This is a genomic window from Pseudomonas granadensis (genome assembly GCF_900105485.1).
GTDB classification, from domain to species: domain Bacteria; phylum Pseudomonadota; class Gammaproteobacteria; order Pseudomonadales; family Pseudomonadaceae; genus Aquipseudomonas; species Aquipseudomonas granadensis.
Window position 1 is genome coordinate 2,837,368 of record NZ_LT629778.1, and the last position, 25,751, is coordinate 2,863,118.

A 25,751-nucleotide genomic window follows, 5' to 3' on the forward strand; every position below is an offset into this window, starting at 1 on the left:
ATGCTCACCGGCCGTTGTCATGAGCGAAATTATGCGGCAATCCGCCGATTTGGGAAGACGTGGTTTCATGATTGATTGCCCACCAGTGCGGCAATAGCTGCTTGATCCGGCTTTCGGCAAAGCGGTCATCGATCAGCATGACCACGCCGCGATCCTCACGGGTACGAATAACGCGGCCGGCAGCCTGCACCACTTTCTGCAGGCCGGGGTACAAATAGGTGTAGTCATAACCGGCACCGAAGATCGCCGCCATGCGCCGTTTCAGCTGTTCATTGATCGGGTTGAGCTGGGCCAGCCCCAGTGTGGCGATGAACGCGCCGATCAAACGCGCACCAGGCAGATCAATGCCCTCGCCGAACGCACCGCCGAGCACGGCGAAACCGATGCCCTGGCTTTCTGCGGTGAATTGGTCGAGAAACGCCTGCCGCGCGCCTTCGACCATGCCCCGGGACTGTTGCCAAAGAGTGATCTGCGGATAACGCTCGGCCATCAGCGCCGCCACTTGTTGCAGATAATCGAAGCTGCTGAAGAACGCCAGATAATTGCCCGGGCGCTCACTGAACTGGCGTGCGATCAGTTCGACGATCGGTTCCAGCGACGCCTGACGATGGTTGAACCGGGTGGAAATGCGGCTGACGATCTGCACATCCAGCTGTTCGGCCTGGAACGGTGATTCGACGTCAATCCACACGGTATCGGCCGGTGTGCCGAGCAGATCGGCGTAATAGTTGCGCGGGCTGAGCGTGGCGGAAAACAGCACACTGCTGCGCGCCGCCGTCAGCCGCGGGCCAATGAACGCCGCCGGCACGACGTTGCGCAGGCACAGCTGCGACAGCGGTTTTTTGCGCTCGAGGTCGCGTTTGCTGATATCGAACAGGTAATGCGCGTCGTACAGCTCGGCCACGCGGGCAAATTGCAGCAGGTCGAAATAGAAGTTCTGCAAGCCACTGTCGAGGCCTTGCGGGTGTTCGTTGAGGTAGTCGCCGATGGCGGCACAACACAGCGAGATCGCCTGCAGAAGTTTTTCCGGCGCCTTGTCGTAGGCCTGATACGCCAGCGTTTGCGGCGCGTGCAGGGCGTTCCATTCGCGGTTCAGTCGCTGCAGGCTGTTCTTCAGCGGCGCGGGGGCGTTTTTACGCACGGTGCCCAGCGCGAACTGATCAAGGCTGGCGCTGTACATCTGCCGGCCGCGCTCGACGAGGTTGTGCGCCTCGTCGGCGAGCACCGCGACTTTCCATTGGTTGAGCTGGGCGAGGCCGAACAGCAGCGCGCTGAAGTCGAAGTAATAGTTGTAGTCGGCCACCACCACGTCGGCCCAGCGCGCCATTTCCTGGCTCAGGTAATAAGGACACACTGCATGTTGCGCGGCCACTTCACGCATGGCGACTTGATCAAGCAAGCGCAGACGACTGGCCGCCTCACGTGCGTCGGGCAGGCGATCGTAAAAGCCCTGGGCCAGCGGGCAGGAGTCGCCGTGACAGGCTTTGTCCGGGTGCTCGCAGGCCTTGTCGCGAGCGACCATTTCCAGGACCCGCAAGGGCAACGCCGGCGACTGCTTGAACAACACTTGACTGGCATCCAGTGCCAGTTTGCGTCCCGGCGTCTTGGCGGTGAGGAAGAACACCTTGTCCAGTTGCTGCGGCGCCAGCGCCTTGAGCATCGGGAACACCGTGCCGAGGGTCTTGCCGATGCCGGTCGGCGCCTGCGCCATCAGGCAGCGACCGGTGCTGACCGCTTTGAACACCGATTCGGCCAGATGCCGTTGGCCGGGGCGGAAATCCGTATGGGGAAACGTCAGTTGCTGCGCCGCCAGGTTACGCGCGTCGCGATGGGCCATTTCTTGCTCGGCCCAGAGCAGGAATAACGCGCATTGCTGCTCGAAAAAAGCTTTGAGCGTTTCAGCGCTGAACGACTCGACCAGACAGGTTTCCTTCTCGCTGACGATATCGAAGTACACCAGGGCCAGATTGATCTGTTCCAGATCGAGCTTGCAGCACATCAACCAGCCATAGATCTTCGCCTGCGCCCAATGCAACTGGCGGTGGTTGGCCGGCTGCTTGCTCAGATCGCCGCGGTAGGTTTTGACTTCTTCCAGACAGTTGGCCGTCGGGTCGTAGCCGTCCGCCCTGCCCTTGACATTCAACTGGCGGAACTCGCCTTCGAGCGCCACCTCGCTCTGGTACTTCTCGCTGCGCCGCGACGCGACGGTGCGATGCCCGGCGATGCCTTCCAGCGCTGTGGGTGACGGGGTGAAACGCAAATCGAGGTCACCGCTCTTGGCGGTGAATTCGCACAGTGCGCGCACGGCGATGCTGTAGCTCAAGCGCTCTGCTCCGCCCATTGCACATAACACACGGCTACCGGCATCTGGTGTTCGTGGCAGAACTCCAGCCAACGCAGCTGGTTGTCCTGCAAGCGATCGCCGGGGCCTTTGACTTCGATCATTCGGTAGGTCTTGCGCTGCGGCCAGAACTGGATCAGATCGGGCATGCCGGCGCGGTTGGCCTTGATGTCGAGCAACAAGCGGTTGAACCAGTGTTTCAGATGTTCAGCCGGCAGGCAGGCCAGCGCCTGTTCCAGCAATTGCTCGTTCAATGCACCCCAGAACACGAACGGTGACTGAATGCCCCACTTGGCAACAAAGCGTTCGCGGATGGTTGCAGCGTAGCGGCCGTCGTCGAGCTCGCTCAGGCACGCCTGAAACAGCTCGGTGCGGCGCTGCTGAAAGTCTTCGTTGAGCAAATCCACCGGCCCGCGCTGGAACGGGTGAAAGAACGCGCCGGGCAATGGCGCGAAAATCGCCGGCCAGCACAGCAGGCCGAACAGCGAATTGATCAGGCTGTTTTCCACGTAATGCACCGGGCCTTCGTCATCGTGCAGGTGCGCCTGCACGTAATACTCGACGGACAACGTCGGATCGACTCTGGGTAAATGCAGATCCAGACGCTCGACCGCTCTCGCCGCGGCGCGTTTGAGCGGCGGCCCACCGAGCTTGCGCCGCAAGCGCGGCACGATACGCTGCAACCCCTGTTGCTCGGCGGCGCTTTCCGGGGCCTGCTGCGCGAGGGTCGCCAGTTCCAGCGCCAGCGGGTTTTCGCCACTGCGCTCCAGCACGCGGATCATGCGCAAACGTGCGCCCGGATAGGCGCAATCGCCGTAGACGCTCAGGGCCAGGGCGAATTCGCTGATGCGCTCGCAATACTGCCCGATCTGGAACAACACCTTGCCGCGCCGCCGTTGCAGCCACGGGTTGTCGAAGTGCAGCGCGCTGACCTGCGCGACGATGTCCTCAAGCGGCTCTCCGGCTTCGAAGCGCAATTGACACTGGTGCAGGAACAGGCAGGCGTCGACGTCGTCACGACTGCGCAGGCCGCGCGATTCGGTGCAAAACTCGACTTTTTCGTAAGTGAAGATGCCAAGGTCGGCGAGGACGAATTCCGACCAGTCCTGATACAGATTGCCGAAGAACATCAGGCGCAATCGGTCGCACAGTTCCATCAGGGTCAGGCTGAACAGGCGGTCGGCCAGTTGCGGCGCCCAGTCGCGCAGGCTGCGCGGCTCGCTGAACTGTTCGGCCAGTTGCGGTAACCAGTCATCCTTGCGTCCCTTGGGCTGCTCGATGGCAGCGCCGAACGCTTGCAGCAACTCGGCCTTGAGCAGCACATCGAACAACTCGGCGAGCGTCAGCGGCGCGTGTTCCTCGATCCAGCCGTGGGCCAGCAATGGCTGAGCCGCTTCAGCGATGTCGCCAATTTCCAGGTAATTGAGTTTGCCAGCACGAAAATGCACGCCCTTGCGCATGACCATCCGCACCAGCAAGCCCTGTGCCGGCCGCGGCAGGACATTGAAGTCACGAATAAAGGCATGCTCGCGATCGCTCATCACGTCCGGGTAACGAAGCTCAAGCCAATCAATCACTTGGCGGAAGTTGTTAAGGTAATAGAACGGGTCGTCGAGGGGGTTGACAGTCACGGAATTCAGGGCCATGGCGAAGCGGATACTGGTTATGCGTACAGATATCAGCTCTGCCCCGCCCGGCGCAAACGGAAAATGATCAATGGCATTTTTTTACCGGGGCCATCGAACTTTTCCGGTGCGGATGGCACCAACCGCGTTAGAAGCCGACAATGCTCGGCAGCACATGAATGAGGCACACGAGGTGGGTATGAAATTCAAGACACTGGGCATTCCTTTGGCCATCGCCGCAGCCCTGGCCCTGGGCGGTTGCTCGACCGCAACCGTCGTCACATTGCAGAACGGCACCCAGTATCTGACCAAGGACATGCCGAAGACCAAAACCGATGATGGCTTCTATGAGTTCGAAGACATCTCCGGGGCGAAAGTGAAGGTTCGTGCAGACGAAGTCGCCACCGTTCGCGAAGAAGACTGATAGCCGCCAGTGGAGCTGCCACACAAGGCAGCTCCGAGGGCGCAATTACCGGCGCTGGCTCATGCCCGGAATGCTGTTGTCGCAACTGACATACGTGCCGCCACGCCGGGCAAGTTCCTCTTGCAGGCGCCGGCAACGCGCCAGGTCCTGCTGCTCCATGCGATCGATGATCGGATTGCCGGTGGTCTGCGAGACCACCCCGTCGCCCAGGCGAAACGTTACGTAGGGTTGTTCGGGCTGGATCTGAAAACGGCTTTTTGCTTCGACAGGTTCGACGACCTTGACGTCCGCAGCGCTCGGCAATTGCTCGGTAGTCACACCGTAACGGCTGAGAATCGAGCTGTGAGGCAGATCGGCCCAGGCACTGGCCGATCCCAGCGCCAATGTGACGAAACCGATATACCCCTTGAAACCTTTCACGTTTGAAACTCCTTGTGAATGTGATGATGTGCCCCCCTGTGGGAGCGAGCCTGCTCGCGAAAAGGACGGCCCGGCCAGCAATGACCCTGAGTAGAACGAATGAACAGGTAATGGCTTTAGGCCGCATTTTTGATAGTGCAGGGTTTTGAGTCAGAGAATGGTTATGGAGTCACTTTTGAAGCCGGGTTGGCAGCAATCGCCAGCAGGCTGGCTCCCACATTGGTTTCGTGTTCAATGAAAATCCCTTTGGGTAGCCAGCCTGCTGGCTATGGCGCTGCAACTGTCGCCGCAACACCTGGAAATGAGTAACATGTCCGGCCTCCCCGCAGCCCACGTTCTGCGCCTTGCCGAATAAGCCGATTCCATGCCCTTCGAACTCAGCGTTGACCTCACCACCCTGGCCATTCTGGCCGCTGTTGCCTTCCTTGCCGGTTTCATCGATGCCATCGCTGGCGGCGGCGGTTTGCTGACCACGCCCGCCCTGCTCACCGCGGGTCTGCCGCCGCATCTGGTGCTGGGCACCAACAAACTGAGTTCGACCTTCGGTTCGGCGACCGCCAGTTTCACCTTCTATAAGCGCAAACTGTTCCATCCGCGCCAATGGACGCACGCGATCGTCGGCACGCTGGTCGGCGCGCTGACCGGTGCCGTCGTCGCGCATTACCTGCCCGCCGAGTGGCTGAACAAGATGCTGCCGGTGATCGTCTTTGCCTGCGGGCTGTATCTGTTGTTTGGGGGCACGCCGAAAGCGCCGCTGGACAGCAACGCGCCGATCAAGAAGAAATGGCAATCAACCCAAGGCTTCAGCCTCGGCTTCTATGATGGTGTCGCGGGCCCCGGCACTGGTGCGTTCTGGACCGTGAGCAGCCTGCTGCTGTACCCGATCGATCTGGTCAAGGCCAGCGGCGTGGCGCGCAGCATGAACTTCGTCAGCAACATTGCGGCGCTGTCGGTGTTCATCTTTTCCGGTCAGGTCGACTGGATCATCGGCCTGTGCATGGGCCTGTCGGTGATGGTCGGCGCGTTCTTTGGCGCGCGCACCGCGATCAGCGGCGGCGCCAAGTTCATTCGCCCGGTGTTCATTACCGTGGTGCTGGGCTTGACCGTACGTCTAGCCTGGCAGCACTGGTTCAGCGTGGCCTAAGCGCCGCGCGACGTAGACGTCGATCAGGTAACGGGCAATCGATTTCGACGCCGGCAGCGGCGGCAAATCGTGCACGTTGAACCACTGGGCGTCTTCGATCTCGTCTTCCTGACAGACGATCTCACCGCCGGCGTATTCGGCATGGAAGCCGAGCATCATCGAATGCGGAAACGGCCAGCACTGGCTGCCCATGTACTTGATATTCTTCACTTCGATCTGCACTTCTTCGCGCACCTCGCGAATCAGGCATTCCTCGGCCGACTCGCCCGGCTCGGCGAACCCGGCCAAGGTGCTGTAGACGCCGGTGACGAAACGCGGTGAACGTGCCAGCAGCACTTCATCGCCCCGCGTGATCAGCACGATCATGCTCGGCGAGATTCGCGGGTAACTGCGCAAGTCGCAGGGCTGGCAGTACATCGCCCGTTCGCGCGGCACCTGCGTCATCGGCTGCCCGCAATTGCCGCAGAAACGATGCTCGCGGGCCCAGGTGCCGATCTGCGCGGCGTAACCGAGGACTTTGTAGATTGTGTGGTCGCCTTCGAGCATGAACGCGCGCAGGCCTTTCCAGCTGCAACCCGCCACCTCGCTGGCACTGCGCAACTCAAACAGATACACCGGCTCGCCATCGAGATGGCCAATGCCGTGTTCGGCGAGGATCGACAGGTCCTGGCGCTTGAGCCATTCGCGGGGGAACAGCGCGCCGTTGTCATCGAACAGAAAGCCTTCCGGGCTGCGTGCCACAGCCATGCCGCCGGGTTGATCGGTGTCAAGTACTGCAGTGGTCCAGCGAGCTGTCATGGTTTCTCAGTCCAGAAATTCGGGTTTCTGTTTGCTCATATGGGCGGCCATGGCCACGCGCAAGTCCGTGGATTGCAGCATGGCGGCGTTCCAGGTGGCAACGTATTCGAGGCCGTCGTCAATGCGATGGTCGCGCATGTAGCTGATCATTTCCTTGGTGCCGGTGACCGCGATAGGCGATTTCGAGGCAATTTCGCGAGCGATGTCGAACACGCCTTCGAGCAGTGCAGCCTTGTCGCTGTAAACGCGGTTGACCAGGCCGATGTTGCGCGCCTCGTCAGCGCCAAAGGTGCGACCGGTGTAAGCCAGTTCACGCAGCATGCCGTCACCGATGATCCGTGGCAACCGTTGCAAAGTGCCAACATCGGCGGCCATTCCGATATCGATTTCCTTGATCGAGAATTGCGCGTCCTCGGCGGCGTAGCGCATGTCGCAGGCAGAAATCAGGTCGATCGCACCGCCCAGGCAATAGCCCTGAACCGCGGCCATCACCGGTTTGCGGCAATTGTCGACAGCGTTGAACGAGGCTTGCAGGGCGAGAATCTTGCGCCGCAGCAGCCGGGCATTGCGTCCGACGTCCTTGCCCAGTTCATTGGCAACCCCGGCCAGCATCATCAAATCGATGCCCGAGGAAAAATGTTTGCCGTTGCCGCTGAGCACCACCACGCGCACTTCGTCGGTGTCATCGATCCACTGGAAAATCTCGATGATCTCGCTCCAGAACGCGGCGTTCATAGCGTTGATCTTTTCCGGGCGATTGATCTGCACATGGGCGATGTAATCGGCCAGTTCGACGCTGAAGGCAGTGTATTGAGACATGGCAGTGATCCTTTACCGGGCGGGAAATGAGGCCCGAACTATAACAAGGCATCACGGCGGCGGTTCGGCCAAATGCGGGACTGTGCTGAGTTTTGCTTTGCCTGGACCGGCCTCTTTGCGAGCAGGCTCGCTGCCACGTCTGGAATGTACTTCCCTGTGGGAGCCTGCTCGCGATAGCGGCCGATCCATCAATGAAAATCATCTGGTTTTTGTGGTGATACTTGCGTCACTTCAGGCCGATCTTGTACAGCGAACCTTTATCCTCATCGGTCAGCACATACAGATAACCATCCGGCCCCTGGCGCACATCACGGATGCGCTGATTCAGCTCGCCCAGCAAGCGTTCTTCGTGCACGACCTTGTCGCCGTCGAACTGCAAACGGATCAGCTCTTGCGTCACCAGCGCACCGATAAACGCATTGTGCTGCCACGCCTTGAAGCGGTCGCCATCGTAGAACGTCATACCGGTGACCCCCGGCGATTTTTCCCAGACATGGTGCGGGGCCACTGTGCCTTCGGCGGTTTTGCCCTGAGCTTCCGGAATCGGTTGCATTGAGTAATTGATACCGTGGGTTGCCAGCGGCCAGCCGTAATTCTTGCCGCGCTCGATGATGTTCACCTCGTCGCCACCACGCGGGCCGTGTTCGTTTTCCCACAGCGTGCCGGTCCATGGGTTGAGCGCAGCACCCTGCGGATTACGCAGACCATAGGCCCAGATCTCCGGGCGGACGCCGGACTGGCCGACGAAGGGATTGTCGTCCGGGACTTTGCCGTCCGGGTACAAGCGCACGACCTTGCCTTGCAGCTTGTCGAGATCCTGCGCGGTCGGCCGGTCGTTGTTCTCGCCCAAGGTGATGAACAGATAACCGTCGCGGTCGAACACCAGCCGCGAGCCGAAATGATTGCTGACCGAAAGCTTTGGCTCCTGACGGAAGATCACTTTGAAATCCTTCAACGTCTTCAAGTCATCGGACAGCCGTCCGCGCCCGACTGCTGTTCCGGCCTTGTTGCCGGCACCACCGCCTTCGGCATACGACAAGTACACCAGCCGATCCTGCTTGAAGTCCGGCGACAACACCACGTCCAGCAAACCGCCCTGCCCCTTGGCCCAGACCTGCGGCACACCGGAGATCGGCGCCGAGAGTTTGCCGTCGTTGCCGACTACACGCAGATTGCCCGGCCGCTCGGTCACCAGCATGCCCTGGCGATCCGGCAGAAATGCCAGCGCCCACGGATGTTCCAGCCCTGCGGCGACGGTGGTGACTTCGAGGGTGCCCTGCTCGCTTTGCAGCTCTTTGGGCGCAGCGGCGAAGGCCGGCGCGCTGATCAGCGCACCGGCGCACAGTGTGGCTAAAAGGGTTTTACGCAACATGCACGATTCCTTTTGTTCGTTTCAGGGGCCGGCAGAGTACGGTTCTGCCGCTCAACGGTTGCTGTCTCCGCTGCGCGGAGGCGGGTTGGGAATGAAGGTCGGCGGGTGACTCGGCACCGAGCGAATCGGTTGGCCGTTGCCAATGCCACGGTTCTTGACGGTGGGCTGACGCGGCGTCGGAACGGTGTTGGGACCGCGGATGGGCGGTGTGCTCGGCTGGGTGCCTTGCATGCTGTTGGGATTGGCCCGGCGAATCGGGCTGTTGTACGGGTTATTGCTGTTGCCGGTCGGGCTTTGCGCCAGTAACAGGTCAGCGTGGACCATACCGCCGCTGAGCAGCAGAGCGAAGATGCCAAGCATGATGCGCTTCATGACGCAGCCTCTCGATGAGCAAGGAATAGAGCCTTCGAGTCCACGCTACGCTGCGGGTTCGGATTTGTTAACCCACACGCCTTAAACAACATGTAACACGACTTGACCAAGTGACGCCCGGCCCACGCATTCAGGGGAAACTTTCCGCCCGGCGCACAGGTCATCCGATCATCACTCGGAGAACTGGCTATGGCTCGAGCAATCTGGAAAGGCGCGATCAGTTTCGGACTGGTTCACATCCCTGTCGCGCTGGTCTCGGCAACCTCGTCGCAGGGCGTGGACTTCGATTGGCTCGACAGCCGCAGCATGGAGCCGGTGGGCTATAAACGGGTAAACAAGGTCACCGGCAAGGAAGTCACCAAGGAAAACATCGTCAAAGGCGTGGCCTATGAAAAAGGCCGTTATGTGGTGCTCAGCGAGGAAGAAATCCGCTCGGCGCACCCGGTGTCGACGCAAACCATCGACATCTTTTCCTTCGTCGACGCCGAACAGATTCCCCTGCAAAACATCGACACGCCGTATTACCTGGCCCCCGATAAGCGCGGCGGCAAGGTCTACGCCCTGCTGCGCGAGACCCTGAGCAAAACCAACAAAGTCGCCCTCTCCCGCGTGGTCTTGCACACCCGGCAGTACCTCGCCGCGCTGATGCCGGTGGAAGATGCGCTGGTACTGGTAAAACTGCGCTGGCCGCAGGAAGTGCGCAGCCTCGATGAACTGGCACTGGGCAGCGAAGTGACCAAACCACAGTTGGCCAAGGGTGAACTGGACATGGCCAAACGCCTGGTGGAAGACATGAGCGGCGACTGGAGCCCCGACGATTACAAGGACGAGTTCGAAGACAAGATCATGGCGCTGGTCGAGAAGAAAGCCCATGAAGGCAAGATCGAAGATGTTGAAACAGTGGGCGGCGAAGAAGAACGTAAAACCGCTGACGTTATCGATTTGACCGAACTGCTCAAACGCAGCCTCGGCGGCAAGGCCCCGACCAAGTCCAAGGCAAAACCGGCGGCCAAGGCACCGGCGAAGCGGACGAAGAAGGCGTCTGGGTGATCGATCTCCAGCCGGTCGGAAACAGTGTCGTCAGCGCTGGCCTCTTCGCGAGCAGGCTCGCTCCCACAGACAGTGCGTGCAAAGCTTGAAACAGTCTCAAAATCAAGAGCCCCTCACCCTAGCCCTCCCGAAACGTCGGACCGCCCGTAGGGAGAGGGGACTGACCGTGGTGGATGCGAGAGCTACACCGACCTGCGATACCGAGCCGAACGCAAAATTTGAAAAGCCCAAAGATCGGCCCCCTCTCCCTCGGGAGAGGGCTGGGGTGAGGGGAAAATCCACCACAAAGCCCAAGCCAACCACCCGCTTCTAACCACTCAACAATGAGCGGTAGCTCGCGTGCTCTTGATCTTGCCTAACCAGCGACGTCGGAAGGCTGAGTGGAGGGATTGATCCGGGCGTGGAAGCGTAGCGACCGTCTGGCGCAGCCAGACACAGCGGAAGGAGGTGCAGCGAAGCAAACCGTAGCCGCTGCGCCCGGATCGATCCCGCAGCGAAGGGACCCGAGCCTGCGAGGGCCGAACGTAGGAGCAAGCGTTTTTTGCTTACTTTTTTTGGCGTTTGAAAAAAAGTGAGTCGCCGTCAGGCGAAACCATAAGCAGCCGTTACCGCAGCAACGGATATGCACCCAAACCAAAAAACTCAGCGCCTGCTAGCAAGCCATCGCCAGCAGGCTGGCTCCCACAGAGATTTGTGTGCGCACAACGAATCCTCTGCGAAAGCCAGCAAGCCAGCAAGCCAGCAAGCCACAAAGACAATCAGATCAAAATAAAGATCGCCAAAAGCCCAGCAAAAATCGCCCACTTCTCCAGGTAATAACGCGTACGGTTACGCTTCTTCAACTCCTTGCCCCGCAACCGAATCTTGTAGATCCGCGCAAACAAACGGTTAATGCCACCCGTACGATCCCCCGCATCATTCGGCGCACCCGCCGCCGACATCACCGTACGACTGAACCAGCTATTGAACGCCGCCGCCCAGCGATACTTCATCGGCCGCTCAATGTCACAAAACAGAATGATGCGATTCTGGTCAGTGGTGTTTTCTGCGTAATGAATAAACGTCTCGTCGAACATCACCGCCTCGCCATCGCGCCAGTGATAGCTCTCACCGTCAACGTTGATGTAGCAACCGGCATCGTTCGGCGTATCCAGGCCCAAGTGATAGCGGTACGAACCGGCATACGGATCGCGATGACGCACCAGTTTCGAACCCGGTGGCAGTTCGGCAAACATCGCCGCCTTGATCGAGCCAATGCTCTGCACCAGTTCAGTGGTGCGCGGGCAGAGCTTCATCGCCGAAGGATGGCTCTCGCCGTACCACTTCAGATAGAAACGCTTCCAGCCGCTTTTGAAGAACGAGTTGAAACCGACATCGTCATACTGGTTCGAGCGTTTGATCTCACCGGCACGCAACAGATTCTGGCCTTCTTCGCGGATCTCCTCCCAGTGCGCCTGCAACGGGCTCAGGTCGGGAAACTCGCTCGGGTCGAGGTAAGGCTGGTTTGGCTTTTTCGAAAACAGATAGAGGAAGCAATTGATCGGCGCGAGAAACGTCGAGTGGTCGCTCAGTTGTCGACCGAGCTTGTGCCGCACACGCCCACGCAGATGAACGTAGGCAATCGACACGACATAGATAGCAGCAATGATGAGTTTCACGGAAATCGTCACACGTCAGAAGTGAACAAACTGCGCGCCGGGTGGCCGAAGGCCCAGCGCCTTGTGCAGCGGTCTGAATACAAAGTGGCACGTCCTTGAGCCCACGCCGCCATCCGGCGTCGGTGAAAGGTGGCATTTTAGCCACAGTTTGTAACCGACTGTGAACCTTCATCTGTGAAAAACTGTCATGCGCAGCGCAACGCACCGATAACGCCGGCATCGCGCCTTCATTGAAAACTACAAGATGGCGCCAGCAGTCCATCGCCGGCGCTCGGGTTGACTGATCAATAACGATAAACCGCCGCCCCGGTTTCGGTCGGCATCGAACGCAAGGTGTTCAGTGTCTCGTGAGTAAACGGTTGAATCCGGGCCATGACGACACTCCTTACTCTTTCTCCAGGTCAGCTTGTTTGGCGAGAAACTCGTCTTCGAGCATGGCGTCGATTTCCGCTGGGGAATCCTCCCGGACCGGCGGCGCCGTGAGGCGTCCGGTCGATTCGACGCGCGGTGACAAGCGCCCCACCAGATGCTCCAGCGCATGGGCGATTTTTTTCGCCGCGCCGGCGACGGCCAGTTCCAGACTCTCGGCATGGTGGCTGGCCGACAGCGAACTGTGCCCTTTGGGGTGCGCTTCGATCTGGCAGCGTTTGTCTTGCGCGCCGGCCTTCTGCGCATTGACGTCGCCGACATGAATCTCGAGCCGGGTCAGAAACGAGGTATAGCGGTCCAGTTCGTCGACCACCGTACTGCCCACCCACTCCTGCAGTTCGGCGCTGCCTTCGATATGGTTGCTGTCTACTTGTACTTGCATGGTGAAATACTCCGCGTGCTCTGGGCTTGAGGGCAGTCAGCAGTTCCCCGGGGGGATGCCGTCCTTGTTGAAGTCCTTCAAGCGTTCGCGCTCCTGCTCGGTGGAATGCGCCGGCACGGTGTCGTTCGGTTGGGTGTTCGGTTCGTCGGGTTGATCGTTCTTTTCTTCAGTCATGATGACGCTCCCATGGGTAGCTGCCGCGTGCGGGGGTTGCTCAAGCTGTCGCTCTTCGTGCCCCCTCGGGAATTGCAGCAACGAGGTTTTCAGGCAATCGCGCTGTTCGCGCGCAAGGCTCTCGAGGGTAAATTCCCGGGCTTGGTCAGCAGCGTTCTTCAGTAGCTGCCAGTCGTCCCGAGTGATCCATTCGTGCAGCAGCAATTCGTCGGCACGCTGGATCAACGTGTGGTGATAATCCTCGGGAAAATCCAGCCGATAAGCGTCGTCCTCCAGCAACAGACGCCACGCTTTCAGTTCCATTTCAAGATCGGTCTCACTCACGATGGTGTCCTTCTCGGGTCGGTGGTTTACATCGGCAAACGAAGTAAACCACGCATTGCACTTTCGCTTAGGTCAGCTCAGCTCAGCTCAGCTCACTTGCGCGAGCAGGTCTTTGCGGATGAACTCGCGGACCGTGGCCAAGTGGGTTTCTTCTTGCTCCAGCGCATGTTTGAAGCGTTTGGCAATCAGCGGATGACCGCCCTTCTGCGCCAGCTCGATCAGCAATTCCCACGCCGCGTTGTCTTCCAGCTCGATGGTCAGGATCGCACTCATCGACTGCGACACCGTGGTGCGCGGGTCGGTCAGCACTTGCAACACGCCCATCGCCTTGACGCCGGCGACATCCGCGCACGGCGTCATGGCGGTGGGGTCGCCGCCGAGGGTTTCGATGGCTTCGCGCACGATGTTCATGTGTTCGAGTTCTTCAGCCTGGATCTGCCGCAACGTGTCGACCAGCGCCGGATCGGCACCGGGCGCCGAGGTGGCCTTGGCGACCATTGCCTCATACAGGCGCACGCCGGTGCGTTCGAAGGCCAGGCGTTCGCCGAGTTTGTCGATCAGCACTTCCGGGGCCTTGCCGATGGTTTTGTCCAGCGCGGTCTTGAGCATGCCTTTGGTGGTGCCCGGTGCCGGCACCGAGCCGATCAGGTCTGCCTCGCGAATCGCCCGTTCACGTTCAGCGGTGTAGTCGCTCATGTCGCCCGGGACATCGGCCGGGAACATGCGCGTCGCTTCCAATTGGCGAGCGGTGTCCTGCGGCGAGGTCTGAATGCCAGTGCGATTGGTGCCGATGGTGACTTGAGGTTCACTCATTGCTGTTCTCCCACTTCGTTGAGTTCCGTGCCCGGTTTGAAGGTGTAGCCGGCCGAGGCGATGTTGGCGGGCACTCCCTCGCTGTTGAGTTGCGCGCGGTAATCAAGGGAAGGCCGTGCTTCGCGCTCCTTGGGCACGTAGTCGATGCCATGCGCGCGCAGGTCGACTTCCCGCGACAGGGTTTCGCGGACGAAATCACGCTGGCTCTTGAACTCGATCATCCGTGGCAATGGACCGGCGAGCACTTCGGCGGGGTCGCGTCGTTCGTACTTCTTGAACAGTTCGCAGGCCAGGTTGAGGTGCCCCAGCTCGTAGTCGACGTAGCGCTCCCACAACGCTTTGAGGCGTGGGTTTTCTTCCTGCTCGGCGCAACTGGCGTAGGTGTAGACCTCCATCGCTTCGTGGACCAGCCACTTCTCCATGAACGTTTCGGCAGGGTCCTGCAACGAGCCGTACTGGGTGACGTGTTGTTCCTCGACCGAGGCGATTTCGGCATACAGCGCGCGGGCCACCGGATCGGCAAACAGCGGACCGATGTTCATGTAGTAATCGTGGGTCTGGTATTCGGCGCCGGTGATCAGCGCCGCGTGGATCTTGGTGATCAGCGCGGCGTTGTCTTTTTCGTAGTTGTCGCGCAGGTCGTCACCAGGGGCGCGGTGATGCTCGCTGGTCGGCCGACCGGGCACCAGATCGGTGTAGCCCTGGAGGATGTTGTTGGCGTCCTTGCCTTCGAGTCGATCGAGCATGGCGGCGTAGCGATACAAATGATCGAAGTCTTCGAGCAGGCCAAACCGGTAGGTCTGTGCCTGATACGGATCGGGCTCGTTCTGCGCGACGGCAGCGGTCACCTCAATCGCCACCTGCTCATAGGCCACCGTGGTTTCCAGTGGAGAATGATCCGCCGAGAGCAGCCAGTTGATCGAAGTCATCTGGTGCTGCTCGGCGCGGCGAATCTGTGCGAGCGGCAGTTGAAGCTCCTTGTGAAAGCGTGCGCCAAAGTGCTTGAGTCGCAGCGCGTCGGACTCCACCCCGTTCATCAAAATCACCCGTACACGGGTAAACGCGTCGTCATCGAGCTTGCTGATCGGTTTGCCGGCCAGCTCGCGCCAGGTGAACGTCTGCTTGTCCAACGGCGTGCCTTTGTTGTCCAGCAGGTTGTCAATTTTTGTCATCTGTTGCTCTCCTCAATCAGTCAACACGCAACGCCTCGCGAGGCCCGCTGTGAAAAATCGACTGCGCCAGTCATGCGCCCATTCCTCTGTTTCGACGGATGGCGTCCTACAGCGCAACGGCCGTATTGAAAGGCTTGCGGTCTCATGGAGATGACCATAAGAGCGAGGAAAAACATCGATTTACTTGCGCTGAAACCCGATGAGCGGCGCAGTACCGCGCTCAGACATCAAGCGCAGCGAGGCTGGCAAAACCCGCACAAGGCTCAACGCTCATGCAGCATCGCCTGCATCTGCCAAAGCGTACGAAAACGCCCTTGGCGCAGGCGCAATTCATCCGGCGGGCCGTCTTGCACGATCTCGCCTTGTTCCAGCACCAGCACGCGGTCGAAGCCGGCAATGGTCGAGAGCCGGTGCGCCACGGCGAGCACCGTTCTGCCGCGCATCAGGTTGGCCAGGGCGCGCTGGATGATCGCTTCGGAATCGGAATCCAGCGCCGAGGTCGCCTCGTCCAGAATCAGGATCGGCGCATTCTTGAGAAAGGCGCGCGCCAGCCCCAGGCGCTGGCGCTGGCCGCCGGAAAGCGTGACGCCGCGTTCTCCGACCGGCGTGTGGTAACCCTCGGGTAAGGCCTGCACGAACTCATCGCAGAACGCTTGCCGGGCGGCATCGATGATTTGCTCCTCGGTGGCGTGGGGCTGGCCGTAGCCGATGTTTTCCAGAATGCTGCGATTGAACAACGCAGGCTCCTGCGGCACGACGGCGATCTGCCGGCGCAGGCTGTCCTGGCTGACCGAACGGATGTCCCGATCGTCGATGAGGATCACACCGCTTTGCACATCATCCAGGCGTTGCAACAGGCTGAGCAAGGTCGATTTGCCGGAACCCGAGGTACCGGCAATGCCGACGCTCTGCCCTGGCGGTATTTCCAGAAACAGGTGCTTGAACACCTGACAACCGTCCGGATAGGCATAGCTGACGTCGAGCAGTTTGATGCCGCCGCGCGTCGGTGCCAGTTCCTCCGGCGTGTCGCTGAGTTCGTGGGGTTGCGCGATGATGCTCAGTGTTTCGGCAATCACGCCCATTTGCTGGCTGGCGTCGACCAGCGCCAGTGCCAGATCCCGCGAACCGTGAAGAATGCGGAAGGTCAGCGCGCTGACCATCACCACATCGCCCGCCGTCACCTGGCCCTGCCGCCATAACAGGATGGCCCAGCCCAACATCGCTCCGGCCATGATCGACAGGCAGACATCGTGCAGCACACGGGCTTTTTCCAGATAAATCCAGCTGCGTCGATGGGCAGCGGCCTCGATGCCGATCTCGCGCTCCAGCCGCTGACGTTCACGCTCGCGTCCGGAAAACGCCTTGATGGTCCAGACATTGGAGACCAGATCGACGATCTCGCCGCCGACCCGCGCCGACTGCGAGGCGAACGCGATATGCCGGTGCCTGCCGCGCACCCCGACCATCGTCAGCAACGCCGCCACCAGCAACACGCAGACGATCAACGCCAGCGCCATGGAATCGCGCACCGAAAACAGCACCACCACCGCGCCGAGGAAATCCACGCAGGGCGGCACGATGCGCCACGCCAGACCGCCGTAGACGACATCGGCGGCGCCACCGGCCGCCGCCACCCGGTTGGCCAGCGAGCCGCTGAAGTGCCGCTTGAAATAGCGCATCGGGTGGCCGGTCAGGTGATGGAACAGATCCACACGCAGATCCGCACAACTGCCGACCACGGTGTAACAGCCGACCCAGCCGCCGAGTCGCCACAACACGTTTTCCAGCACGATCAATGCAATGAACAGGCTGAACGCGCGCCACACTTGCCCGGCCTGTGACTCACCGGCCATCGCATCGACCAGCAGCTTCATGCCGTACTGCACCGCCACCGCGCAGCACGCAGCGCCGACCACCAGCGACAACATGGTGCTGAAGTGAAATGGCCGCACCCTGACATAACGCCACAAGAACGCACTCGCCGAGGCCGGCAATGGCTCATGACGCAAATGCTGAAAATTCATCGCGGCCACCGCTTGTCAGCCAGATGCAGCTGCTCGCCGATGCGCTCGGGCACTTGCACAAGCTCAACACACAACGGATGAAAACCCGCGCGCTGGCCCTCGCCATCGGGATAGCCGAAAACTCCGGTCGGACAGTAACGGTCATCATCCCAGCCGGGGTAATCGAGAAACGGGTACCAGCAAATGCCCTGCACCGGCACGCCACGCGCGAGTGCAATTTGCACCTGCTCGACGATATAGCGCAGCCACGGCACGCGCTCGGTGTCCTCCGCCCCGGTTTCCGAGATCAGCAGCGGTCGCTGATAACGCTGATGCAGTTCTTTGAGCATGCCGGCCAGCGGCCGGTAATCGCGTTCACCGCGCTGGATTCGCGCACCTTGAAAATACCATTGGTTATGCGGGTAAAAGTTCGCACCGATGATGTCCAGGTAATGTTCCTGCCCGCCCAGTCCGGGCCATTGCCGCCCGGCCAGCAAATCCCAGGCTTCGAACTGCGCCAGGCGATATCGCTCGGCGTTTTCCAGCTCGTCGCTGCGCCGCGAGCCGGAGATGACGTTGATCAACGGGTCGCACTGGACGAAACGCGCGGCCGGCGCCTGTTCGCGAATCGCCTCGATCGCCGCGATGCTCGCTCGAACCAACTGATGTTTGAGCTCTTGCCCGCGCCCGTGAGCACCGGGGTTGAAATAGCCGACATCACCGCCGGCCCAACTCCAGAAAGAGATTTCGTTGATCGGCGAATAGAACGGCACGCTGACCCCTTCATCGCTCATCAGTCGCGCCGCGGCACCGGCAAAACGGGCGAAGCGCTCGACAAACGCCGGCTGCCAGATATCCAGATCATCCGGATAGCCGTAATGGCACAAATCCCAGACCACTTGCAGTTGCGCGCCTTGCGCCGCTTTGAGCATCGGCAGAAAACTGCCCCAGTCATATCGGCCGGGGCTGCGTTCGATCAGATGCCAGCGCAACCCGTCCCGTGCGCAGCGGATGCGCAGATCGGCCAGTTGCCGGTAGTCCTTGTCTGCCCACTGCGCGTGGCCGGTGCTGCTGAGCAGATCCAGCCGTCGACCATCGCGGCGGCGCTGGCTGGAACATTCGTAACCGGCCATCACAAAGCTGTCGAACAGCGCAGCGGGCTCGAGTCCGTCACCCTTCGGCTGCGCGGTCATCAGGCATCCAGCCTCTCTTCATCGGGCAGCGTCTGGCTCTGCGCTTCGATATCGCGATACAACGCCAACGCCTGCCCGACGACCTGGTCCATGTTGTAGTACTTGTAAGTACCCAGGCGTCCGAGAAACGTCACGTTCGGGGTTTGCTCGGCGAGCGCCCGATAGCGTTTGTACAGCTCGGCGTTTTCCGGGCGTGGCACCGGGTAATACGGGTCGCCATCGTCACAGGGAAACTCATAGCTGATGCTGGTGCCCGGGTGAGTCTGACCGGTGAGATGCTTGTACTCGGTGATTCGCGTGTACGGCACCTCGGGGTCGGGGAAATTCACCACGGCGACCGGTTGATAGCGCTCCTGCTCCAGCGTCTGATGCTCGAAGCGCAAGGAGCGGTACGGCAAACGCCCCAACTGAAAGTCGAAGTACTCATCGATCGGCCCGCAGTAAATGACGTGCCGGTACTTCACCACATCGCGCACATGCTTGAAGTCCGTGCTCAGCAACAGATCGATTCGCGGGTGATCGAGCATCCGCTCGAACATTTGCGTGTAACCGTGCAGCGGCATGATCTGGAACGTGTCGGTGAAGTAGCGGTCGTCCTCGTTGGTGCGCGTCGGCACCCGCGAGGTCACCGATTTGTCCAGCGCCGATGGATCAAGCCCCCACTGTTTTCGCGTGTAGCCGCGAAAGAATTTTTCATACAGCTCACGGCCAATCTGGTTGACCACTACGTCTTCGGAGGTGCGAATCGTCGCCACCGGTTCGGCGCGCTCGGCGAGAAACTGTTGCGCCTCGACCGAGTTCATCGACAAACCGTAGAGCGCATTGAGCGTACTCAGGTTGATCGGGATCGGCACCAACTGGCCGTCAACCCTGGCCAGCACTCGGTGCTCGTAAGGACGCCACTCGGTAAAACGCGACAGGTAATCGACGATGCGCTGCGCGTTGGTGTGAAAAATGTGCGGACCGTAGCGGTGCACCAATACGCCCGCGGCATCGTAATGGTCGTAAGCATTGCCGGCGATATGGTCGCGGCGATCGATCAGCAGCACGTGGCGGCCGAGGCCTTCGGCCAAGCGTTCGGCGATGACACTGCCGGCAAACCCGGCGCCGACGATCAAATAGTCATAGACCCCACTGTCGGTCTGACTGGACGGGCCGGATCTGGCCGCTTCAAGGGTTATCTGAGACATTCGATCTGCTCCTTCATGAAGCGGCAAGTGTTGTCCCACGACATGCCCGCGATAGCGGCGTCGGCGCGTTGTACAAATTCATCGGTGCCTTTGAGCGGCAGCGCGTGCTCGATCGCTTCGATAAACGCCCCGGCCGTATCGGCAATGAACACCGCCCCGCTCTCCCCGTAGCCGCTGATCACATCGTGGATCGGCGTCGATACCACCGGACAGCCGCCAGCGAGATATTCCGGGGTCTTGGTCGGGCTGATAAAACGAGTGGAAGCGTTGAGGGCGAACGGCATCAGCGCCACGTCCCAACCGCTGAGATAGGCCGGCAGCTCGGCGTATTGCTTCGCCCCCAGATAATGAATGTTCGGCCGACGTGGCAGGGTCTGCGGATCGATCTTGACCACCGGCCCGACCAGCACGATTTGCCAATCGGCACGTTGCTGCGCGACCCGGTCGATCAGGTCGATATCGAAGCGCTCATCGATGACACCAAAAAAACCCAGGCGTGGCCGTGCGATCGAGGCCTGATCCGCGGGCTCCGGCAAGTCCTGGCGCGCCACTGCGAAGTGTGCAATATCGACGCTGCTCGGCACCGGATAAGCATTGCCATGCTGGCGCTGCTTGACCTCCCACAGACTGACGCCACCGGTGAACACCACGTCCGCCCGGCCCATCAACAAGCGCTCCATGTCGATCAATTGCGCCGGCGCGCCCATGAACGCCGACAGCTCATCCATGCAGTCGTAGATCGTGACTTGCGCATCGAGGTGATCGGTAAACGCCAGGCTCATCGGGGTGAAATACCAGAGCAGCAGGTCGCCCTGCTCACGCCCGACAAGCAGTTGGTCGAGCAAGGCTCGTTGCGCCAACACCATGGCTTCGTGGTCGAGGCCTTCGGGTAGATGCGGGACCGCCACTTGTATGCCTGCGGCGGGCGTCGAGGTTTCCAGCCAGGGACTCTCGCCAGCGGACACCACTGGCTCTTCAAAAAAAATCACATCGTAGTGCTGCGCCAGACGCGACATCACATGCTGCGGTCGCTGAAAAACAAAACCCCAGCGCAAATGCGACAGGCACACCAGCGTGGGGCGGATTTGCGTCGCCAGCTCGACGAGCTTTTGCGCATTCAGAATCGGCGACTGTCCAGGTTGTTCGGCAAGGTTCATGGCAAGGTCCTTTTCAAGAGAAGGAAAGACGACTCAGGATCGAGCCATCGGGCCGTAACACCCGTGAAACAGCAGGTGTCCGGCTTCTCTCGATGAGTCCGTACGGCTCTTGATCGTTGGAAACGTGGCGTTCACGAGGCGTTCACACGAACAATAATCGCAGCCGATGAACTGCACATACCGGCTGGCAAACCGGCTTGAACTCCGCCCGGAAAATGCTCCCTACCTTTCAACAGGCATCGCTGCGAGAGCCGCGGATGCCATCGAAAAACGAAGATGATCGAGGGCGGGCGCATGATTCTGATAACGGGTGGTGCGGGCTACATCGGTGCGCATGTCGCGCTGGAATTGCTGGCCAGGAACGAGGACGTGCTGATTCTGGACAATCTGTGCAACAGCCAGCGCTCGGCGATCGAGCGCATCAGCACGCTGGCCGGGCAGCGACCGGGGTTCATTCAGGGCGATGTGCGCAATCGGCGTTTGCTCGACACGCTGCTGCGCAATTATCCGATCGATGCCGTGGTGCATTGTGCCGGGCTGAAGGCTGTCGGCGAAAGCGTGCACGAGCCGTTGCGTTACTACGACAACAATGTCGGCGGCAGCCTGACCCTTTGTCAGGCGATGGCGCAGGCCGGGGTGTTTACCCTGGTGTTCAGCTCATCGGCCACGGTGTATGGCGACTGCTGCACGATGCCGATCAACGAGTCCTGCGCCACCGGGCAACCGACCAATCCTTATGGCATGTCGAAGCTGATGGCCGAAAACATCATGCAGAGTGTTGCCAGCTCCGACCCGCGCTGGTCCATAGGCCTGCTGCGCTACTTCAACCCGATCGGTGCCCACCCTTCCGGATTGCTGGGCGAAGCGCCGCTGAACATGCCGAACAATCTCCTGCCCTTTCTGCTTCAAGTTGCCAGCGGGCAACGTGAATACCTCTCGGTGTTCGGCAACGATTACCCGACAGCGGACGGCACCGGAGTGCGCGATTACATTCATATCGTTGACCTGGCGCAGGGACACCTTTGCGCGCTCGACGCATTACGCGAGCGCAGCGGTGTGAACATCTGGAACCTGGGCACCGGACGAGGTTACTCGGTGCTGCAGCTGGTCAAGACTTTCGAACAGGTCAGCGGCGTACCGATTGCCCTGCAGTTCAAGGCCCGGCGGCCGGGCGATGTCACCTGTTGCTGGGCCGATCCGCAAAAAGCCGCTGACGAACTGGGCTGGCGGGCCAGTCGTTCATTGCAAGACATGCTGACCGATGCGTGGCGATGGCAATGCAGTCAACTTGAAACCGAGTGGATCAGAGAGGCCAATTGAAACCTGCAGCATCCGCCAAAGCAGATCACAGCAATGTGCGTTGGCTGGTCGCGTCGCCATACAACTGCCTTGTTGATTATGCGACAATGCGCACAATGTCCAACATATGACCCCCGCATGCATCGTTCAGCAGCCTGGCCACCCCGGCCAATGGTTGCTGGCGAAGCATGCGCGTTGGCGCAACTCAAGCTCGGATCGGGCGGAGCCGGCAAAGCTCCAGATTGGTATCAAGTCGGTATCAGGCACACATGACCCGCTCCAAACCATTGATAGGTAAGGTAATTGATCTCCACAGCTAACATCACGATGCAGTTCGGCGCCAAGCCGCTCTTCGAAAACGTTTCGGTCAAGTTCGGCGCGGGCAATCGCTACGGTCTGATTGGCGCCAACGGTTGCGGCAAGTCGACCTTCATGAAAATCCTCGGCGGCGACCTCGACCCGTCCGGCGGTCAGGTCATGCTCGAACCGAACGTGCGTCTGGGCAAGCTGCGCCAGGATCAGTTCGCTTACGAAGAATTCACCGTGATCGACACCGTGATCATGGGCCACGAAGAGCTGTGGAAGGTCAAGGCCGAGCGCGACCGCATCTATTCGATGGCGGAAATGACCGAAGAAGACGGCATGGCCGTCGCCGAGCTGGAAACCGAGTTCGCCGAAATGGACGGCTACACCGCCGAATCCCGTGCCGGTGAACTGCTGCTGGGTCTGGGCATTCCGCTGGAACAGCATTTCGGCCCGATGAGCGAAGTTTCGCCAGGCTGGAAACTGCGCGTATTGCTGGCGCAGGCGCTGTTCTCCGATCCGGAAGTGCTGTTGCTCGACGAACCAACCAACCACCTGGACATCAACACCATTCGCTGGCTGGAAAACATCCTCACCCAGCGCAACAGCCTGATGATCATCATCTCCCACGACCGGCACTTCCTGAACAGCGTGTGCACGCACATGGCTGACCTGGATTACGGCGAGCTGCGTCTGTTCCCGGGCAACTACGACGAGTACATGACCGTGGCGACCCAGTCCCGCGAGCAACTGCTGTCGGACAACGCCAAGAAGAAAGCGCAGATTTCCGAGCTGCAATCGTTCGTCAGCCGCTTCTCGGCCAACGCCTCGAAAGCCAAGCAGGCCACCTCCCGCGCCAAGGCGATCGACAAGATCCAGTTGGCCGAGGTCAAGCCTTCGAGCCGCGTCAGCCCGTTCATTCGTTTCGAACAGAACAAGAAGCTGCACCGTCAGGCAGTCATGGTCGAGAAGATGGCCAAGGGTTTCGACGGCAAGCCGTTGTTCAAGGATTTCAGCTTCCAGGTTGAAGCCGGCGAGCGCGTGGCGATCATCGGCCCGAACGGTATCGGTAAAACCACCCTGCTGCGCACCCTGGTCAACGAGCTGACCCCGGATGCCGGTACCGTCAAGTGGACCGACGCCGCGGAACTGGGCTACTACGCTCAGGACCACGCGCACGATTTCGAAGACGATGTGACCCTGTTCGACTGGATGGGCCAGTGGACTCAAGGCGAGCAGATGATCCGTGGCACTTTGGGCCGGATGCTGTTCTCCAACGACGAGATCCTCAAGTCGGTCAAGGTCATTTCCGGTGGTGAGCAAGGCCGCATGCTGTTCGGCAAGCTGATCCTGCAAAAGCCGAACGTGCTGATCATGGACGAACCGACCAACCACCTCGACATGGAATCGATCGAAGCGCTGAACCTGGCGCTGGAAAACTACCCGGGCACGCTGATCTTCGTCAGCCACGACCGCGAATTCGTCTCGTCGCTGGCCACGCGCATCATCGAGCTGAGCCCGGATGGCGTGACGGACTTCAGCGGCACCTATGATGACTACCTGCGTAGTCAGGGCGTCGTTTTTTAAACGCAGCTGTGAGTTATTAGCTGCAAGCTGCAAGTTAAAAGCCCTGTCCTTGGTGACGGGGCTTTTTGCATTTTGAGCCGAGTGATCAGTTGATGCGGGGACCTTCGCGAGCAGGCTCGCTGCCACATTGGGAACGCGTTCTTCTGTAGGAGTGAGCCTGCTCGCGATGGCGCCAGACCAGTCACATTGCCGTCGCCTGATACGGCGCAATCGCGAGCAGGCTCACTCCTACAGGGGGGCGGTGTCACCACTAACTTGTGGTTACACCCAAAATCCTGTGGGAGCGAGCCTGCTCGCGAAGGCGGCCTCAGCATCACCGCACTCATCGGTGAAGTCGTTAGCCTGCTTTCTTTTCATCCATGCCCGCGCCATGATGACGGCAACGCTCCCACCGCCGCCCGCGATCGAGTTCTCATGTCTGCACAGCCTCAACCCCCGCAAAACTCCCTGGCGATCACGCTGAAGATCGTCTCCATCGTTTTCTATACCTTCATTGCCTTCCTCTGCATCGGCCTGCCGATTGCGGTGTTGCCCGGTTACGTGCACGAGCAACTGGGTTTCAGCGCGGTGATTGCCGGGCTGGTGATTGGTTCGCAGTACCTGGCCACCCTGCTCAGCCGGCCAATGGCCGGGCGCATGTCGGATACTCTCGGAACCAAGCGGGCGATCATTTACGGTTTGTGGGGCATTGTCCTGAGTGGTGTGCTGACGCTGCTTTCGACGTTGCTGCAGGATTTTGCCCTGACCAGCCTGATCATTCTGATCATCGGCCGCTTGCTGCTCGGCGTGGCGCAAGGCTTGATCGGTGTGGGCACGATCAGTTGGTGCATGGGCGCGGTCGGCGTCGAGCACACGGCGAAATCCATCGGCTGGAACGGCATCGCCTCATACGGCGCCATCGCCATTGGCGCGCCGTTGGGTGTGGTAATGGTCGCCGATTACGGTTTCACCAGCCTCGGCATTGCGCTCGCAGCGCTGGCAGCGGGCGCGTTGCTGCTGATTCGCAACAAACCTTCGGTGCCAGTGATTCGCGGCGAGCGCCTGCCGTTCTGGGCGGTATTCGGGCGAATCGCACCTTATGGCACCAGCCTGACCCTGGCCTCGATCGGTTATGGCACGCTGACCACCTTCATCACGCTTTATTACCTGGATCGTGGCTGGACCGGTGCGGCGTACTGCCTGACGGTGTTCGGCGTGTGTTTCATCCTGTCGCGGCTGCTGTTCATTTCGGCGATCGCGCGCTTTGGCGGCTTCACCTCGGCCATCGCCTGCATGAGCGTTGAAACCCTGGGCCTGGTGTTGCTGTGGCTGGCGCCGTCCACCGCGTTCGCCTTGATCGGCGCCGGGCTGGCGGGATTTGGCCTGTCGCTGGTGTACCCGGCGCTGGGCGTCGAGGCGATCAAGCAGGTCCCGAGTTCCAGCCGTGGATCGGGGCTGGGCGCATATGCGGTGTTCTTCGATCTTGCGCTGGCAATCGCCGGGCCGTTGATGGGCGCGGTGGCGTTGAATCTTGGCTATGGGTGGATATTCTTCAGTGCCGCGATGCTGTCGGTGATCGGCTTGGGGCTGACGTTGCTGCTCAAACGCCGGACAACAACCTGATCCCGCCGCGTTCCCCTGTAGGCCTTCGCCTGCTCGCGATAGCGGAGTGTCAGTCGACATCTTCTTGCCTGATACACCGCTATCGCGAGCAGGCTCACTC

22 protein-coding genes are annotated in these 25,751 nt (G+C 60.4%); 6 read left to right on the forward strand and 16 right to left on the reverse strand.

What is annotated here, in order from left to right; all coding sequences use genetic code 11:
- Positions 1–4: 4 nt before the first annotated feature.
- Together BLU52_RS12530 and BLU52_RS12535 are read right to left on the reverse strand one after the other, a co-directional pair.
- Positions 5–2,323 (reverse strand): ATP-dependent DNA helicase, encoded by a 2,319-nt coding sequence (locus tag BLU52_RS12530; RefSeq protein ID WP_090283588.1) that lies wholly within the window; start codon positions 2,321–2,323, stop codon positions 5–7.
- The gene (locus BLU52_RS12535; protein ID WP_197677966.1) at positions 2,320–3,987 is read right to left on the reverse strand and encodes a VRR-NUC domain-containing protein; all 1,668 of its coding nucleotides are present in this window, start codon (positions 3,985–3,987) and stop codon (positions 2,320–2,322) included. Before BLU52_RS12535 ends, BLU52_RS12530 begins: the two co-directional genes overlap by 4 nt.
- Before the next feature lie 178 nt (positions 3,988–4,165).
- Here BLU52_RS12535 and BLU52_RS12540 point away from each other — a divergent pair, with 178 nt between their 5' ends.
- Positions 4,166–4,390, forward strand: coding sequence for a YgdI/YgdR family lipoprotein (locus BLU52_RS12540; RefSeq protein ID WP_090283590.1), 225 nt, complete (start codon positions 4,166–4,168; stop codon positions 4,388–4,390).
- Between the two features lie 45 nt (positions 4,391–4,435).
- Here BLU52_RS12540 and BLU52_RS12545 read toward each other — a convergent pair whose 3' ends face one another.
- On the reverse strand, positions 4,436–4,810 hold the full coding sequence (locus BLU52_RS12545; RefSeq protein WP_090283592.1) for a hypothetical protein: 375 nt from the start codon (positions 4,808–4,810) through the stop codon (positions 4,436–4,438).
- Positions 4,811–5,174: 364 nt separating this feature from the next.
- Here BLU52_RS12545 and BLU52_RS12550 point away from each other — a divergent pair, with 364 nt between their 5' ends.
- On the forward strand, positions 5,175–5,954 hold the full coding sequence (locus BLU52_RS12550; protein ID WP_090283594.1) for a TSUP family transporter: 780 nt from the start codon (positions 5,175–5,177) through the stop codon (positions 5,952–5,954).
- On the opposite strand, the gene nudC is transcribed toward BLU52_RS12550, so the two are convergent.
- From nudC to BLU52_RS12570, 4 genes are all read right to left on the reverse strand, one after another.
- Positions 5,922–6,752, reverse strand: a complete 831-nt coding sequence (gene nudC, locus BLU52_RS12555; protein ID WP_090283597.1) for an NAD(+) diphosphatase — start codon at positions 6,750–6,752, stop codon at positions 5,922–5,924. The genes BLU52_RS12550 and nudC overlap by 33 nt on opposite strands.
- 6 nt (positions 6,753–6,758) lie before the next feature.
- Positions 6,759–7,571 (reverse strand): crotonase/enoyl-CoA hydratase family protein, encoded by an 813-nt coding sequence (locus tag BLU52_RS12560; RefSeq protein ID WP_090283599.1) that lies wholly within the window; start codon positions 7,569–7,571, stop codon positions 6,759–6,761.
- Positions 7,572–7,797: 226 nt separating this feature from the next.
- Entirely contained in the window at positions 7,798–8,943 is a 1,146-nt protein-coding gene (locus tag BLU52_RS12565) for a PQQ-dependent sugar dehydrogenase (RefSeq protein ID WP_090283601.1), read from the reverse strand.
- Between the two features lie 51 nt (positions 8,944–8,994).
- The gene (locus BLU52_RS12570; RefSeq protein ID WP_090283603.1) at positions 8,995–9,315 is read right to left on the reverse strand and encodes a hypothetical protein; all 321 of its coding nucleotides are present in this window, start codon (positions 9,313–9,315) and stop codon (positions 8,995–8,997) included.
- Positions 9,316–9,504: 189 nt separating this feature from the next.
- On the opposite strand from BLU52_RS12570, the gene ku reads away from it, so the two are divergent.
- Positions 9,505–10,365, forward strand: a complete 861-nt coding sequence (gene ku / locus BLU52_RS12575; RefSeq protein WP_090283605.1) for a non-homologous end joining protein Ku — start codon at positions 9,505–9,507, stop codon at positions 10,363–10,365.
- Between the two features lie 758 nt (positions 10,366–11,123).
- Here ku and lpxO read toward each other — a convergent pair.
- From lpxO to BLU52_RS12625, 9 genes are all read right to left on the reverse strand, one after another.
- Positions 11,124–12,023 (reverse strand): lipid A hydroxylase LpxO, encoded by a 900-nt coding sequence (lpxO, locus tag BLU52_RS12580; protein ID WP_090283607.1) that lies wholly within the window; start codon positions 12,021–12,023, stop codon positions 11,124–11,126.
- Positions 12,024–12,408: 385 nt separating this feature from the next.
- Entirely contained in the window at positions 12,409–12,834 is a 426-nt protein-coding gene (locus BLU52_RS12585) for an HPF/RaiA family ribosome-associated protein (protein WP_090283609.1), read from the reverse strand.
- 36 nt (positions 12,835–12,870) lie between these two features.
- Positions 12,871–13,332: a hypothetical protein gene (locus tag BLU52_RS26880; protein WP_197677999.1), complete on the reverse strand. Its 462-nt coding sequence runs from the start codon at positions 13,330–13,332 to the stop codon at positions 12,871–12,873.
- An 87-nt stretch (positions 13,333–13,419) separates the two neighbouring features.
- On the reverse strand, positions 13,420–14,145 hold the full coding sequence (locus tag BLU52_RS12600; RefSeq protein WP_090283610.1) for a DUF892 family protein: 726 nt from the start codon (positions 14,143–14,145) through the stop codon (positions 13,420–13,422).
- Complete coding sequence (locus BLU52_RS12605; protein ID WP_090283611.1) at positions 14,142–15,317, reverse strand: hypothetical protein; 1,176 nt, start codon at positions 15,315–15,317, stop codon at positions 14,142–14,144. The genes BLU52_RS12600 and BLU52_RS12605 overlap by 4 nt, the downstream gene beginning before the upstream one ends.
- Positions 15,318–15,580: 263 nt before the next feature.
- Positions 15,581–17,341, reverse strand: a complete 1,761-nt coding sequence (locus tag BLU52_RS12610) for an ABC transporter ATP-binding protein (protein ID WP_090283613.1) — start codon at positions 17,339–17,341, stop codon at positions 15,581–15,583.
- Positions 17,338–18,513, reverse strand: a complete 1,176-nt coding sequence (locus tag BLU52_RS12615; protein WP_090283615.1) for a glycoside hydrolase family 1 protein — start codon at positions 18,511–18,513, stop codon at positions 17,338–17,340. The genes BLU52_RS12610 and BLU52_RS12615 overlap by 4 nt, the downstream gene beginning before the upstream one ends.
- Complete coding sequence (gene glf, locus BLU52_RS12620) at positions 18,513–19,703, reverse strand: UDP-galactopyranose mutase (RefSeq protein WP_090283617.1); 1,191 nt, start codon at positions 19,701–19,703, stop codon at positions 18,513–18,515. Before glf ends, BLU52_RS12615 begins: the two co-directional genes overlap by 1 nt.
- Positions 19,691–20,860 (reverse strand): glycosyltransferase family 1 protein, encoded by a 1,170-nt coding sequence (locus BLU52_RS12625; RefSeq protein ID WP_090283619.1) that lies wholly within the window; start codon positions 20,858–20,860, stop codon positions 19,691–19,693. The genes glf and BLU52_RS12625 overlap by 13 nt, the downstream gene beginning before the upstream one ends.
- A 294-nt stretch (positions 20,861–21,154) precedes the next feature.
- Here BLU52_RS12625 and galE point away from each other — a divergent pair, with 294 nt between their 5' ends.
- From galE to BLU52_RS12640, 3 genes are all read left to right on the forward strand, one after another.
- Positions 21,155–22,180 carry a UDP-glucose 4-epimerase GalE gene (galE, locus tag BLU52_RS12630; RefSeq protein WP_090288540.1) on the forward strand — a complete coding sequence of 342 codons (1,026 nt, stop codon included), beginning with the start codon at positions 21,155–21,157 and terminating at the stop codon, positions 22,178–22,180.
- Positions 22,181–22,462: 282 nt separating this feature from the next.
- Positions 22,463–24,049 (forward strand): ABC-F family ATPase, encoded by a 1,587-nt coding sequence (locus BLU52_RS12635; protein ID WP_090283621.1) that lies wholly within the window; start codon positions 22,463–22,465, stop codon positions 24,047–24,049.
- Between the two features lie 414 nt (positions 24,050–24,463).
- Entirely contained in the window at positions 24,464–25,651 is a 1,188-nt protein-coding gene (locus BLU52_RS12640; RefSeq protein ID WP_090283623.1) for an MFS transporter, read from the forward strand.
- Positions 25,652–25,751 lie beyond the last annotated feature (100 nt).